This is a genomic window from Nocardioides caeni, assembly GCF_004912195.1.
In the GTDB taxonomy this organism is placed as follows: domain Bacteria; phylum Actinomycetota; class Actinomycetes; order Propionibacteriales; family Nocardioidaceae; genus Nocardioides; species Nocardioides caeni.
Window position 1 is genome coordinate 644147 of the sequence record NZ_STGW01000001.1, and the last position, 13621, is coordinate 657767.

Consider the following 13621-nt stretch of genomic DNA (forward strand, 5'->3'; position numbering starts at 1 on the left):
GCAGGTCAGGCGGCTGAGCCCGACGCCAGGTCGGGGTCGCCGAGCCGCCGCAGCTTCTGCAGCGCCTCCCGCTCCAGCTGGCGCACCCGCTCGGCCGAGATGCCGTGCTTGACGCCGATGTCGGCGAGCTTGTGCTGCCGGCCGTCGGTGAGGCCGTAGCGGGACCGGATGATGTCGGCGGCCCGCTCGTCGAGCTGGTCGACGAGGTTGTTGAGCCGGTCGCGGGCCTCCACGTCCAGCACCGTCAGGTCGGGACCGGGCGCGGTCTCCTGGGCCATCAGGTCGCCCAGCGAGGTGTCGCCGTCCTCGTCGACCGGGGTGTCGAGGCTGACGTGCTCACGACCCCACGCCATCAGGTCGAGCACGCGGTCGACCTCGATGCCGAGCTCGGCGGCGATCTCCTCCGGCTCCGGGTCGCGGCCCAGCTGCCGCTCGAGGGTACGACGGGCGCCACCCACCTGGTTGAGCTCCTCGACCACGTGGACGGGGAGCCGCACGACCCGCGCCTGCTGCGCGATGCCGCGGGTGATGGCCTGGCGGACCCACCAGGTGGCGTAGGTGGAGAACTTGTAGCCCTTCGCGTAGTCGAACTTCTCGACCGCGCGGATCAGGCCGGTGTTGCCCTCCTGGATCAGGTCGAGCATCGGCATCTGGGCCCGACCGTACTTGCGGGCGATGGAGACGACCAGACGCAGGTTGGCGTTGATGAACTCCTGGGTGGCCGCGCGGCCCTCCTCGGCGATCCATTCGAGCTCGGCCTGCGTGGCCTGCTTGGGGGCGCCACCCTTGCGGCGTCCGACCCGGCCCTCGGCGAGGAGGTGCTCCGCGAGGAGCCCTGCCTCGATCGCCTTGGCGAGCTCGACCTCCCGGGCAGCATCGAGCAGCGGCGTCCGGGCGATCTCGTCGAGGTAGAGGCCGACGCTGTCGCGACCCTCGATCTCGCGGCCGGTGTTGCGTGTCCTCTTCGCAGTTGCGGTAGCCATCGCGTCCCTCCTTGCCGTCGTGCGGTGTGGACATCCGCACGTGTGTTCCCAACACCGGTGTCGGGCCGGGGATTCCCCGGACCACGGTGTCGCTCTACCCGCAATGACGTATGGCACGCGGGGGAAGTTGCATGCAGGGACGAATCTCAGGGAGTTCTCATGAACCTTCGGCACCCGGGGCGGCGCCCCGGCTGGTCAGCGGCTCGGCGTCGGCGAGACCGAGGCGCTCGAGGATCCATGCCAGGGAGAAGGCCCGGTCCTCCCACGCGCGGTAGCGGCCGGAGACCCCACCGTGGCCCGCGGACATCTCCGTGCGCAGCAGCACGTCGGCCTGCGGCGCCCGGTCCCGGAGCCGCGCCACCCACTTCGCGGGCTCGACATAGAGCACCCGGGTGTCGTTGAGGGACGTCTCGACCAGCATCGGGGGGTAGGGGCGGTCGGCGACGTTCTCGTAGGGCGCGTAGCCGGCGATCCGGTCGTAGGCGACCGGGTCGTCGCTCGGGTTGCCCCACTCGTCGTACTCGGGGACGGTGAGGGGCAGGCTCGCGTCGAGCATCGTGGTCAGGGTGTCCACGAACGGCACCTCGGCCACGAACCCTCCGAACGCCTCCGGAGCCTGGTTGGCGACGGCCCCGATGAGCAGGCCGCCGGCGCTGCCGCCCTCGCCCACGATCCGGTCGGCCGTGGTCCAGCCGCTGGCCACCAGGTGGCGGGCGGCGGCGATGAAGTCGTCGAAGGTGTGCTGCTTGTGGGCGAGCTTGCCGTCGTCGTACCAGTGGCGTCCCATCTCCCCACCACCGCGGACGTGCGCGATCGCGAACGCCGCGCCGCGGTCGAGCACGGAGAGCCGGGCGACCGCGAAGTAGGGGTCGATCGAGGCCTCGTAGGCGCCGTAGCCGTAGAGGTGGACCGGCACCGGCCGGTCACCGGCCGGGCCGCGCACGCCCTTGCGGACCACGAGGGAGATCGGGACCTCCACGCCGTCGACCGACGGTGCCCACAGGCGGTGCTCCTCGTAGTCGTCCTGGTCGTAGCCGCCGAGCACGGGCGCCTGCTTGCGCAGCACCTGCTCGCCGGTCGCGAGGTCGTGGTCGTAGACGGCGGACGGGCGGCTCAGGCTGGTCATTCCGACGCGGATCGTCGGCTGCTCCCAGGCGGGGTTGCCGCCGGAACCGACCGAGGCGAGCTCGCCGGGGAAGTCGACGAAGCGGTCGCCGACGACGGGGGAGTGGGGGTCGTCGCCGAGCGTCAGGACCCGCACGCGGGTGCTGCCCTGGCTGCGCTGGTGGACGACGAGGTGGCCGGCGAAGGCGTCGACGTCCTCGAGCCGGACGTCGGGGTCGTGCGCGAGCAGCGGGCGCCAGTCGGCGGGCGGGGTGGGCGCGGCGGGTGCGATCGCGAGCTCGAACTCGGGGCCGGTCGCGTTGTGCAGCACGAGCAGCAGGTCGGTGCCGCCGACGACGGCGTGCTCGAGGGAGTACTCGACGCCGTCGGTGCGGGTGGCGAAGCAGACCGGCGTCCCGCTGGGGTCGTCGGCGTCGAGGAGGTGGAACTCCGAGGTGGTCTTGGAGCTCGCGGCGATCACCACGTAGCGCTGGCTGCGGGTCTTGCCGACGCCCACGAAGTAGCGGCCGTCGGGTTCGTGGAAGACCAGCTCGTCCTCCGCCTGGGTCGTGCCGAGCCGGTGGCGCCACACCTTGTCCGGACGCCAGGCCTCGTCGACGGTCGTGTAGTAGAAGTGGTCGGCCTCCCCGGACGCCGACACGGCGCCCCAGGTCACACCGCCGAGGACGTCGGTCAGCTCGTCGGCCAGCAGCTCGCGGGTGCGCAGGTCGAGGACCCGCACCGTGTAGCGCTCGTCGCCGACGACATCGGTGGCATAGGCGAGCAGGTGGTCGTCGGGGCTGACGGCCGACCCGCCCAGCGAGAAGAAGTCGTGGCCCTCGGCCAGGGCGTCCAGGTCGAGCAGGACCTCCTCGCCGGGGAGTGCCGGCTGGTCGGGCTGCGCGTCCGCGGCGGGCTGCGGGGGAGTCCAGTCGGCCGGGTCCGCGACCGGGACGCGGCAGCTGGCGCCGTACTGCCGGCCCTCGAAGGAGCGGCCGTAGTACCAGTGGCCGCGAACGCGGGTCGGGACCGACAGGTCGGTCTCCAGCGTGCGGGCCTTGATCTCCTCGAAGATGCGCCCGCGCAGCTCGGCCAGGTGCGCGGTGCGGGCCTTCGTCCAGGCGTTCTCGGCCTCGAGGTGGGCGAGCACGTCGGGCGACTCCTTGTCGCGCAGCCACTCGTACTCGTCGGTGCGCTCCCGCCCGTGGTGGGTCGTGGTGACGGGGCGCTGCTCCGCGCGGGGCGGTCGGGACTGCTCGACGGACATGCGTGAACGCTACTGGGGCTCCGGTGGGTCCTCGACGGGTGGGCGCCAGCGCTGCAGGGCGGGATCGTCCGCGGGGAAGGAGCGGACCGGTCCGGGCGGGGTCTCGGCCGTCTCGAAGCGGACCGTCACCACGCCGCGGCCCGCGCCCCACACCCAGCCGCGGCCGTGCTCGTCGTGGACGACGTCCATGCCGGGCGACCACGTCGTGCCCCGGGGGCGGGCGCCGGCCTGCTCCAGCTCGAGCAGCTCCGGCAGGTCCGGCTGTCCGGGGTCGGTGTCGGCCGCGTCGGCGTCCTCGGTCTCGGAGGCGGTCGCGAACAGGTCCTCCTGCACCCAGTCCGCGAGCCCGGAGACCCCGACGCCCAGCAGCCTGACCCCACCGGACGTGTCGAGGTCGGCGAGCAGCGCCCGGGCGAGGCGCGCGATGGTCGCCGCGTCCTCGGTCGGCGCGGGCAGGGTGGAGGACCGGCTGAGGGTGGTGAAGTCATACATCCGGACCTTCAGCGACACCGTGCGACCGGACAGGCCGTTGGCCTTCATCCGGCGCGCGACCTCGCCGGCCTGCCGCACCACGATCGCCTCCATCTGGCGACGGTCGGTGAGGTCGTGCTCATAGGTGCCCTCGACGCTCACCGACTTCGTCTCCCGATCCGGTACGACGGCCCGGTCGTCCTCCGCGCGAGCGAGCTGGTGCAGCGCCTGACCCAGCGACCGGCCCACCTGCTGGACGAGCTCCTCCTCGCTGACGCGGGCGAGCTCGGCCACGGTGTGGAGCCCGGCGCGCCGCAGCCGTTCGACGGTGGCGGGGCCGACGCCGGGGATGACGGAGACGTGCATCGGGTGGAGCAGGGCGGTCTCCGTGCCCGGGGCGACGACCACGAGCCCGTCGGGCTTGCGGAGGTCGCTGGCGATCTTGGCGAGGAACTTCGACGACGCGATGCCCACCGAGGCGGTGAGGCCGCCGGTGACCTCGCGGACCCGGGTGCGCAGGTCCTCCGCGAACGCGGTCACGGTCGGCACCTCGAGGTCGGGCAGCCCGGCCTGCTCGAGGTCGACGAACGCCTCGTCGAGCGACAGCGGCTCGACGAGCGGGGACACCGAGCGGAGCAGCGTCATCACTGCCTGGCTGGTCGCCCGATAGGCCTCGAAGCGACCCGACAGATAGGCGGCGTTGGGACATCGGGCCCGTGCCTCCCGGGTCGACATGGCTGAGCGGACGCCGAAGACCCGGGCCTCGTAGGAGGCCGTCGAGACGACGCCGCGCCCGCCGGTGCCGCCGACGACCACCGGCTTGCCACGCAGCGACGGCTTGTCGCGCTGCTCGACCGCGGCGAAGAAGGCATCGAGGTCCAGATGGAGGACCGAGGCCTGGGCGCGCACGCGCGTCACGTTAGTCGTCGCACGTCACCCGACCGACCACGTCCCTTCCACAGCCCGTCGGGTCCGCTCCTCCCGCCACAGGCCGACGCGACGCCGGTGCTCTCCGTCCGTCCCCGAGGCCATGGTCGAGCCATGACCTCCACCCGCGACCCCGCCACCACCTCCATGACCGCCCGCTGCCCCGAGGACCTGGTGGCCATGGTGCCCTCGGTGCTCGGCTTCTGGCCCGGCGACGACGACATCGTGATCATGACCTTCGGTGCCGACCGGCCCTTCCACGGCCGCACCGACCTCCCTCCGCGCGCCGCGCAGTCGCGCGCCGTGCTGACCGGACTGGAGGAGGTGCTGCTCGGTCCGGCGCGTGAGCACGGTGCCCGGGCCGTGGTGCTCGTCTACTACGGCGCCGACCCGGCCGCGATCCGTCCCGTCCACGACACGCTGCGGCGCGGCTGCCGTCGCTCGGGGATCGCGGTCGTCACGGCGCTGCACGTCGACGGCGAGCGCTTCCGTGAGCTCGACGCAGGGGCCGGGTGGGGGCTTCGTGGACTTCGACGTGTCCTGCCATCCCTTCGTCGTCGAGGCGCTCGTCAGCGGGCGGCTGCGCCACACCAGCCGAGCCGACCTCGTCGCCTCGGTGCAGCCGGACCCCGTCGCCGTCGCCCGCTGCGCGTCAGATCTGTCGCGTCAGGAGTGGACGCCGGGCGATCCGACCGACCCACGCTGGCTGCTGAGGGAGGGGACCTGGGCTCGCCACCTGGTCGGCGGGTGCGTGGCGCGGGGAGAGCTGCCCGACCCTGTCGATCTCGCGCGGCTGGTGAGCGGGATGCGCTCGGTCCGGATCCGCGACGCGGCCTGGTCGCTGATCAGCCCCGAGACCGCGCTCGACCAGGTCGCCTTCTGGAGAGCGCTGGTGCGACAGGTGCCGGACCACTACCTCCCAGCGCCCGCGATCCTGCTCGGCTGGGCCGCGTGGCAGGCCGGTGACGGCGCTCTCGCCTGGGTGGCGGTCGACCGCTGCGTGGGTGTCGACCCGCACTACGCCTTGGCCGAGGCGTTGGGCTCGATCCTGCAGCGCGCGGTGCCACCGGAGTCGTGGGAGCCGGGCTTCGACTGGACGATCGGGTTGCCGTCAGAGGGACTCCTCTAGGCTGCCTGCATGGGCGATGAGGTCGCTGAGCAGGAGTTCACTCCGGCGGACCGCACCCGCTACCGCGAGAAGGTGCGCCGCTGCCTCGACGTGTTCGAACGGATGCTGCGCGAGTCGGCGTTCGACACCGACGACCCGTGGACCGGCATCGAGGTCGAGCTCAATCTCGTCGACGGCGCCGGTGATCCGGCCCTGCGCAACGACGAGGTGCTGTCGGCGATCGCCGACCCCGACTTCCAGACCGAGCTGGGCCAGTTCAACATCGAGCTCAACCTGCCGCCCGGCCCGCTGTCCGGTGGCGGGCTGACCGCCTGCGAGACCACGCTGCGCGAGAGCCTCAACGCGGCGGAGGAGCGGGCGGCGCGGATCGGGGCCCACCAGGTGATGATCGGCATCCTGCCGACCCTGCGATCCGAGCACCTCACCGACGAGGCGATCAGCGCCAACCCTCGCTACCGGCTGCTCAGCGAGCAGATCCTCGGTGCTCGCGGCGAGGACATCGCCATCGACATCCAGGGCGTCGACCGGCTGCGCACCACGGTCGACACGATCATGCCCGAGGCGGCCTGCACCAGCACCCAGTTCCACGTCCAGGTCAGTCCCGACCGGTTCGCGGCCTATTGGAACGCCGCGCAGGCGATCGCCGGGGTGCAGGTGGCGCTGGCCGCGAATGCGCCGTACCTCCTCGGCAAGCAGCTGTGGGCCGAGACCAGGATCCCCCTCTTCGAGCAGGCGACCGACACCCGCAGCGAGGAGCTGAAGGTGCAGGGGGTGCGTCCTCGCGTGTGGTTCGGCGAGCGGTGGATCACGTCGGTCTTCGACCTGTTCGAGGAGAACGTGCGCTACTTCCCCGCGCTGCTCCCGGTCATCGACGAGGAGGACCCGCTGACCGTGCTCGAGGCGGGCGGCACCCCCAACCTCTCCGAGCTGCGCCTGCACAACGGCACCATCTATCGCTGGAACCGTCCCGTCTATGACATCGCCGGCGGCCTTCCCCACCTCCGCGTGGAGAACCGGATCCTCGCTGCCGGGCCGACCGTGGTCGACACGGTCGCCAATGCCGCCTTCTTCTTCGGGCTCGTGCGGCGCCTGGCCGAGCAGGACCGGCCGCTGTGGTCGCAGATGTCGTTCAGCGCGGCCGAGGAGAACTTCCATGCCGCGGCCCGCGACGGCATCGCCGCGGAGGTCTACTGGCCGGCGGTCGGCCGGGTTCGGGTGACCGAGCTCGTGCTGCGCCGCCTGCTGCCGCTGGCCCGGGAAGGGCTCGCGTCCTGGGGCGTCGACGCCGACGAGATCGAGCACTACCTCGGCATCATCGAGCAGCGCTGCCTGCTGGAGACCAACGGCGCCGAGTGGTTCGTCCGGAGGATGCGGGATCACGAGGGCCTCGAGCGCTATGACGCGCTCCGCGCGGTCCTCGCCGACTATCGCGAGCGCATGCACGACGGGGCACCGGTGCACACCTGGGACGGTCAGTCCGGCTGATCGGCCCGTGGCCCGGGGCGCACACGCGTCCAGGTGCGACCTGCGCCCGAGCGGGGATCGGCCCATGACCGGCGGGTGATCACCACCATCTCGAGCAGGACCCCCAGCTCGGCGCCGGCGGCTCCCGTCGAGGTCGCCCACGCGAGGTCCTCGAGGTCGGGACCGTCGGGAGCGCGGGTCAACCACACCAGCGGCACCTGGCCGTCGGCGAGGCTGTCGCGGGCCATCGCCTCGACGATCTCGACCCGCAGGGCCTGATCGAGGCCACCGGACTCGCAGCGGAAGCGTCGCGGACGACGACCGGGGATGCCGACGTGCAGCGTCGCTGCGGAGCGGTCCTCCTCGGCCACGGGACAGCGGGCCTGCGCAACCACGAGGTCGCGCAGCACCCGCTCGAGCAGCCGCGGCAGCGGCTCCTGCAAACCTGGTGTCCCTCGACCTGCCATGGGCACAGGGTGCCCGATGGGAGCCGGACCCGCCCGGGTCCTCCACAGGTCCCGGCCGGTCCGGGCTCAGGGCGGGGCGAGGGTCACCAGTGCACGCCCCGGAAGAGCTGCGCGAGCAGCATCTGCTCGGTCTCGCGACGGTTGGACGCGGGGGCCTCCTCGGCAGCGGCCGCCGCCTGGGAAGCCGGCTTCTGCCCCTTGGCCGCGGCCGAGTCGGGGAACACCTGGTAGGCGAGGTTGAGGACCCGGAAGGCGGTCTTCGGGGCGATCGTGTGGGCCAGGGCGCCCGCGGTGCCGAGCGTCGTGTTGATCTCGTGGGGCTTGTCCACCAGCGCCCGGATCACCACGTCCGCGGCCTGCGCGGGGGAGATGGTGGGGAACTTGTCGTAGATCTTGGTCGGCGCGATCATCGGCGTCCGCACCAGCGGCATGTGCACGTTGGTGAAGGTGATGCCGTGGCCGACGACCTCGGAGGACACGACGTTGCTCCACGCGTCGAGCGCGGCCTTCGAGGCGACGTAGGCCGAGAAGCGGGGCGGGTTGGTCTGCACGCCGATCGAGGAGATGTTGACGATGTGGCCGGAGCGTTGCGTGTGGAGCTGGGGCATCAGCCCCATCACGAGGCGGATGGCCCCGAAGTAGTTGAGCTGCATCGTGCGCTCGAAGTCGTGGAAGCGATCCTGCGACAGCTTGAGCGAGCGCCGGATCGACCGACCGGCGTTGTTGACGACGTAGTCGACGCTCGGCAGGTCGGTGACCAGCTGCTCGCAGAGCCGGTCGATGGCCTCGAGGTCGGACAGGTCGCACGGGAACACCTCCGCCCGCCCGCCGCGCAGCTCGATGGTCGCCCTGGTGGTCTCGAGCTTCTCCTTGCCGCGCGCGACCAGCACGGGGATGCCGCCCGCCTGTGCCACCTTGAGCGCCACGACCTGCCCGATGCCTGACGAGGCGCCGGTGATGACGACGTACTTGCCCTCGAGGGCGGCGATCGCCTTGGCGTCGTGCGCGGTGGCGTCGTCGAGGTTCTCCTCCCAGTAGGACCACAGGGCGCGGACGTAGGTGTCCAGCGGCGGCACGCCGATGCCGGAGCCGGCGAGGGCCTTCTCGGTGACGCGGGAGTCGAAGACCGAGGAGAAGGAGGTGTGGGCCAGGACCTCCGCCGGGATGCCGAGGCGGCCGATCGTCTGGTCCAGGACCCGCTGGGCCGGGGCACTGCGGACGACGGCGTTCATGACGCTCAGCGGGCGCAGGGCCCGCGGGATCAGCCCGAGCGGGCCGGCGGTGGTGACGCTGCGGTCCACCGGCGTCGCGAACCGGGGAGCGCCGGCCGCCGCGCAGAACGCGTTGATCATCTCCACGACCGGCTGCGGATCGGGGTTGACCAGGTGGAAGGCCTCGCCGTCGCGGTCGGGCAGGTGCGCCAGGTGGTCCATCGCCTTGGCGACGTAGTCGACCGGCACGAGGTTGGTGTCGCCCAGGTCGAGCCCGACCAGGGGGAGCCACGCCGGGAGCACGTCACGGAGCCGCTTGATGAGCGGGAAGAAGTAGTAGGGTCCGTCGACCTTGTCCATCGCGCCGGTCTCGGAGTGGCCCACCACGATCGCCGGCCGATAGACCCGCCACGGGATGGTCGCCTCGTCGCGGATGATCTTCTCGGACTCGTACTTCGTCCGGTGGTACGGCGAGGGGAGCGGTTGTCCCTCCTCGAACATCGTCTCGTCGAAACGGCCGTGGTAGTCGCCGGCGGCGGCGACCGAGGAGACCTGGTGGAAGTGCCCGGCCTGCAGCGCCTCGGCGAGGGCGAGGGCGTTGCGGGTGCCCTCGATGTTCATCGCGTCGTTGGTGGTGTCGTCGGCGGTGATGTCGTAGATCGCGGCCAGATGGAAGAAGTGCTCGACGTCGCCGGCGTGCTCGGCGACCCAGTCCGGGTCCACGCCCAGGGCGGGCGCCCCCAGGTCGCCCACGACGGCGTGGACGTCGTCGGAGCCCCACTGCCGGATGAGCGCTTCCATCCGGGACAGGGAGGAGGCACGGACCAGCACGAAGACCGGCCCCTGCCGGTGGTCGACGAGCTCGGCGATGAGATGACGCCCGATGAAACCTGTGGCGCCGGTCACGAAGTAGGCCATGGCCCGAAGGCTACGCCCAGATCGCCGGGTCGTGCCTCAGTCTGGGCTCAGCCCTGGTCAGAGCTCCCGAACATGATCTCGTCCCAGCTCGGGACCGAGGCCCGACCGCGCTTCTTCTGCGCCGGCCGGCGGTGGCGGGCGTGCTCGGCGTCGCTGGCCGGATCCGTGGAGGAGAGGGGCTCGTCGGCGGTGGGACGCAGCGGCTCGTCAAGGACCGGTGCCTCCTCGACGGCGGCCGTCGCGGGGGCGTCGGCGGGGTCGTGGACCGGGGTGGCGGGAGCGGCGACGCCGGCCGGCTCCTCGACGACCGGCCGGTCGACCTGGCCGCCGAGGGGCAGCTCGTCGAGTCCGCCGAGGGGGAGCTCGTCGGCCGCGACCACCGACAGGCGCCGCTCACGAGCCTGCTGGAGGTCGTCGCGGGCCGGTGCCGGCTCCGGCTCGGGCAGCACGTCGCCGATCAGCCACCGCGCGTCGTCGTTGTCGGAGAGCACGTAGTTGCCGGGGGCGTCGTAGGTGAACCGGGCGGTGCCGCTGCGCTGGTCGCAGGCGTAGGTCCCGGTGAGGACCCACCGACCGGTCTCGCGGCGGTAGGCGTCCCAGGTGACGTCCTCGATGCTGACGCCGATGCCGACCAGGTGGGCGGAGACGGCGTCGCCGAGCAGGCGTCCCTGGGGTGCGGAGCCCTCCCCGGGGGCACGGCGCACCGAGGCCTTCTGGGCGCGCGCCGCGACGTGCTCGCGCTCGGCGAGGACCGGGGCGACGTAGGGCATGATCGCGTCCACGGTCGTGCCGGCCGCCTGAGCAACCGTCTCGGCGGTCTCGCCCGCCCGGATCCGGGTCTGGATCTCGCGGGGACGGATCGTGCTGCTCATCTTGGTCTCCAACCGGCCGGTGCGGGGGGTCTCGGTCTCCCTGCGCGCAGCGGCGCGCAGCTCAGGGGTCAGGTCGAGGGTGAACTCGCCGCCCTGGTCGTCCACGAGCAGCAGGTGACCTCGGTCCTCGCTGACACCCGTGAGAGCAAGACGGACCGGATCGGCCGGGGCCTGATCATCCGTCATGGGGCGAGCGTACGCCCGCGGCGCCTGCGGCTCGGGAGGCTCGCTCGGCGTGTGACGATCTGTCGACATTTCGCCGCGGGCGCTCATCCGCCGAGCACCCGGTCCAGGTAGGGGTTGGTGAACACCCGGTCGGGGTCGAGGCGCTCGCGCAGGGTGAGGAAGTCCCCGAAGCGCGGATAGCGGCCAGCCAGCTGGGCCGCGTCGAGGGTGTGCAGCTTCCCCCAGTGCGGCCGCCCGTCGTGGTCGCGCAGGATCGGCTCGAGCAGCGCGAAGTAGGCCCGGTGGTCGGCCCGCCGGTGGGTGTGGAAGGCGAGGTAGAACGAGTCCCGGCCGAAGCCCGTGGACAACGGGACGTCGTCGGCTGGCGCGACGCGGATCTCGACCGGGAAGGACACGCTCAGCCCCGAGCGCTCGAAGGCCGACCGGCAGGCCCGCAGGACGTCGAGGCCGGCGGCGCGGGGGACGGCGTACTCCATCTCACGGAAGACCACCCGGCGCTCGGCCGTGAAGACCCGGTGGGCGACGTCGGTGTAGGTCCGGGGCCCGAGCAGACGGGAGGCGAACCGGTTGGCGGCCGGGATGGCGCGCGGGGCGAGGTTGAGCGCGGCGGTCTGGGCGCCGAAGACGCCGTTGGAGAGCAGCTCGTCGTCGAGCCACGCCCGCCACCTGGACAGGGGCTCTGCCGCGCCCAGGTCGGTCCCGACCCGGGTGTTGGCCTTGGTCAACATCCGGTCCGAGTGGGGGAACCAGTACATGTCGACGTGGTCGTGCTGGGCGGTCAGGTCGTCGAAGCCGGCCAGGGCGTCGGACCAGGACAGCGGCCGCTCCTGCGCGCGCAGGAGGAAGAGCGGCTCGACCGCGAAGGTGATCGTCGTGAGGACGCCGAGGGCGCCGAGGCCGACCCGGGCCAGGTCCAGGACGTCGGCGTTCTCCGTGGCGGTGGCCCGCACCACCTCGCCGGTGCCGGTGACGAGCTCCAGCCCGACGACCTGCGCGGCGAGCCCGGCGGCCCGCCCGCCCGTGCCGTGGGTGCCGGTGGAGATCGCCCCGGCGAGGGTCTGCTCGGCGATGTCGCCCATGTTGTGCAGGCTGAGGCCGAGCCGCTCGAGCTCGGCGTTGAGCACCTTGAGCTGCGTGCCGGCCAGGGCCGTGACGGTCATCGCCTCGCGGTCGACGGCCACGATCCCGCGCATCCGGTCCGGCAGCAGGTGGTGGTCGACCGGGCGGGCGATGCCGGTGAAGCTGTGGCCGGTGCCGGCTGCCTTCAGGCGACGGCCCGCCGCGCGGGCGGACCCGACGGCGGCGACCACCTCGTCCGTGCCGGACGGGACGACGACCTCGAGGCCGGTCGCCTGCTCCAGCCCGGACCAGTTACGCCAGCTCGGGCTCGTCCTCGAGGTGCTCCGCATGGGACGGCACGGTAGTCGGACGTCCCGCACGGGTCGCGAGGGCACCCAGCACGGCGAGGGCGCCGCCGGCGACGCAGACCAGGTAGGCGGGCGAGGCCCCCTCCGCGTCGATCACCGCACCGGCGATCGCCGCACCCGGCGCGAGGCCCGCAGCGAGGCCGGTCTGCACGAACGCCATGCCCTCGGTCAGCCGCGCGGTCGGCAGCTCCTTCTCGGCCAGCGACATCGCCGCGATCAGGGTCGGCGAGATCGCGACCCCACCCACCAGCAGGATCGCCGCCATCACGCTCAGCGAGGGCACGAAGGGCAGCGGCGCCATCGCCAGCAGCATCCCGACCGCGCCGATCCGCATCCGTGCCAGGGGAGTACGGCGCCAGGCGATCGCCCCGGAGACGAGCCCGGCGAGCAGCGACCCGAATGCCCAGATCGCCAGCAGGAAGCCGGCCGCGCGCTTGCTGCCCTGCTCGTCGGCGAAGGCGACGGTGACGACCTCGGCGGCGCCGAACAGCACGCCCATCGCGGCCGCGACCAGGGTCAGCGGGACGATCGTGCGCCACGGGATCGCCGGTCGGAGCCCGTCGTCCGTCACGCGCGGGTGCCGCGGCGGCTGGGTGCCGCGCTGCGCCGCGAAGGCCAGGGTGCCCGTGACGCCGACGACCAGCGCCGCGGTCAGGCCGGCGGCCGGGTGCACGCCGGTGGCCAGCAGCGTGACCAGGATCGGGCCGACGAGGAACACGGTCTCGTCGGCCACGGCTTCGAAGGAGAAGGCCGTGTGCAGGCGGTCGGGCCGCTCGGCCAGCAGGTGCGACCACCGGGCCCGCACGCAGGTCCCGACGGAGGGGAGCGAGGCACCGGCGAGGGCCGCCAGGGCGAAGGTCGTCCACCGCGGCCAGTCCCACTCGAGCGAGCCCATCGCGAGCGCGAGCGCGACACCCCACACCGTGATGACGATCGACAGCACCGCGCCCTGTCCGAAGCGGTCGATCAGCCGACCCTGCACCACCGCGAAGGTGGCGTTGGCGATCAGCGCGACTGCCGAGACGGCACCCGCGAAGCCGTAGGAGCCGGTCGCGTCCTCGGCGAGCAGCACGATGCCCAGGCCGACCATCGAGATGGGCAGGCGGGCGACCAGGCCGGTCAGGCTGAAGCGGGCCGAGACGGGCGAGAAGATCTGACGGTAGGACTCCAGCATGACGCCCTGATCATGCTCCCT

Annotated in this window: 10 protein-coding genes; 2 read left to right on the top strand and 8 right to left on the bottom strand. The window is 72.6% G+C overall.

Annotated features, from left to right (window positions below):
* Nucleotides 1–5 precede the first annotated feature (5 nt).
* From E9934_RS03125 to E9934_RS03135, 3 genes are all read right to left on the bottom strand, one after another.
* Nucleotides 6–983, bottom strand: a complete 978-nt coding sequence (locus tag E9934_RS03125; RefSeq protein WP_136561328.1) for a sigma-70 family RNA polymerase sigma factor — start codon at nucleotides 981–983, stop codon at nucleotides 6–8.
* Between the two features lie 157 nt (nucleotides 984–1140).
* Nucleotides 1141–3354, bottom strand: a complete 2214-nt coding sequence (locus E9934_RS03130) for a S9 family peptidase (protein ID WP_136561329.1) — start codon at nucleotides 3352–3354, stop codon at nucleotides 1141–1143.
* A 9-nt stretch (nucleotides 3355–3363) separates the two neighbouring features.
* Nucleotides 3364–4734: a DNA polymerase IV gene (locus E9934_RS03135; RefSeq protein ID WP_136561330.1), complete on the bottom strand. Its 1371-nt coding sequence runs from the start codon at nucleotides 4732–4734 to the stop codon at nucleotides 3364–3366.
* Between the two features lie 508 nt (nucleotides 4735–5242).
* On the opposite strand from E9934_RS03135, the gene E9934_RS20150 reads away from it, so the two are divergent.
* Both E9934_RS20150 and E9934_RS03150 read left to right on the top strand, forming a co-directional pair.
* Complete coding sequence (locus E9934_RS20150) at nucleotides 5243–5881, top strand: DUF4192 domain-containing protein (protein WP_238694722.1); 639 nt, start codon at nucleotides 5243–5245, stop codon at nucleotides 5879–5881.
* A 9-nt stretch (nucleotides 5882–5890) separates the two neighbouring features.
* Nucleotides 5891–7366 carry a glutamate-cysteine ligase family protein gene (locus E9934_RS03150; RefSeq protein WP_136561333.1) on the top strand — a complete coding sequence of 492 codons (1476 nt, stop codon included), beginning with the start codon at nucleotides 5891–5893 and terminating at the stop codon, nucleotides 7364–7366.
* Here the strand turns inward: E9934_RS03150 and E9934_RS03155 are convergent.
* From E9934_RS03155 to E9934_RS03175, 5 genes are all read right to left on the bottom strand, one after another.
* A complete protein-coding gene (locus E9934_RS03155; protein WP_136561334.1) occupies nucleotides 7354–7812 on the bottom strand; it encodes a hypothetical protein in 459 nt (152 codons plus the stop codon). The genes E9934_RS03150 and E9934_RS03155 overlap by 13 nt on opposite strands.
* An 83-nt stretch (nucleotides 7813–7895) precedes the next feature.
* Nucleotides 7896–9941, bottom strand: coding sequence for an SDR family oxidoreductase (locus E9934_RS03160; RefSeq protein WP_136561335.1), 2046 nt, complete (start codon nucleotides 9939–9941; stop codon nucleotides 7896–7898).
* Nucleotides 9942–9988: 47 nt separating this feature from the next.
* Entirely contained in the window at nucleotides 9989–10999 is a 1011-nt protein-coding gene (gene sepH / locus E9934_RS03165) for a septation protein SepH (RefSeq protein WP_158294910.1), read from the bottom strand.
* Between the two features lie 83 nt (nucleotides 11000–11082).
* Nucleotides 11083–12408 carry a D-arabinono-1,4-lactone oxidase gene (locus E9934_RS03170; RefSeq protein ID WP_136561337.1) on the bottom strand — a complete coding sequence of 442 codons (1326 nt, stop codon included), beginning with the start codon at nucleotides 12406–12408 and terminating at the stop codon, nucleotides 11083–11085.
* The gene (locus E9934_RS03175; protein ID WP_136561338.1) at nucleotides 12371–13600 is read right to left on the bottom strand and encodes an MFS transporter; all 1230 of its coding nucleotides are present in this window, start codon (nucleotides 13598–13600) and stop codon (nucleotides 12371–12373) included. Before E9934_RS03175 ends, E9934_RS03170 begins: the two co-directional genes overlap by 38 nt.
* Nucleotides 13601–13621: the final 21 nt, after the last annotated feature.

Bases quoted from the DNA above. Each gene is read 5' to 3' on its own strand.
- E9934_RS03130 (WP_136561329.1), bottom strand. From the start codon at position 3,354: ATGTCCGTCGAGCAGTCCCGACCGCCCCGCGCGGAGCAGCGCCCCGTC.
- E9934_RS03155 (WP_136561334.1), bottom strand. From the start codon at position 7,812: ATGGCAGGTCGAGGGACACCAGGTTTGCAGGAGCCGCTGCCGCGGCTG.
- E9934_RS03125 (WP_136561328.1), bottom strand. From the start codon at position 983: ATGGCTACCGCAACTGCGAAGAGGACACGCAACACCGGCCGCGAGATC.
- E9934_RS03170 (WP_136561337.1), bottom strand. From the start codon at position 12,408: ATGCGGAGCACCTCGAGGACGAGCCCGAGCTGGCGTAACTGGTCCGGG.
- E9934_RS03160 (WP_136561335.1), bottom strand. From the start codon at position 9,941: ATGGCCTACTTCGTGACCGGCGCCACAGGTTTCATCGGGCGTCATCTC.
- E9934_RS03175 (WP_136561338.1), bottom strand. From the start codon at position 13,600: ATGCTGGAGTCCTACCGTCAGATCTTCTCGCCCGTCTCGGCCCGCTTC.
- E9934_RS03150 (WP_136561333.1), top strand. From the start codon at position 5,891: ATGGGCGATGAGGTCGCTGAGCAGGAGTTCACTCCGGCGGACCGCACC.
- sepH (WP_158294910.1), bottom strand. From the start codon at position 10,999: ATGACGGATGATCAGGCCCCGGCCGATCCGGTCCGTCTTGCTCTCACG.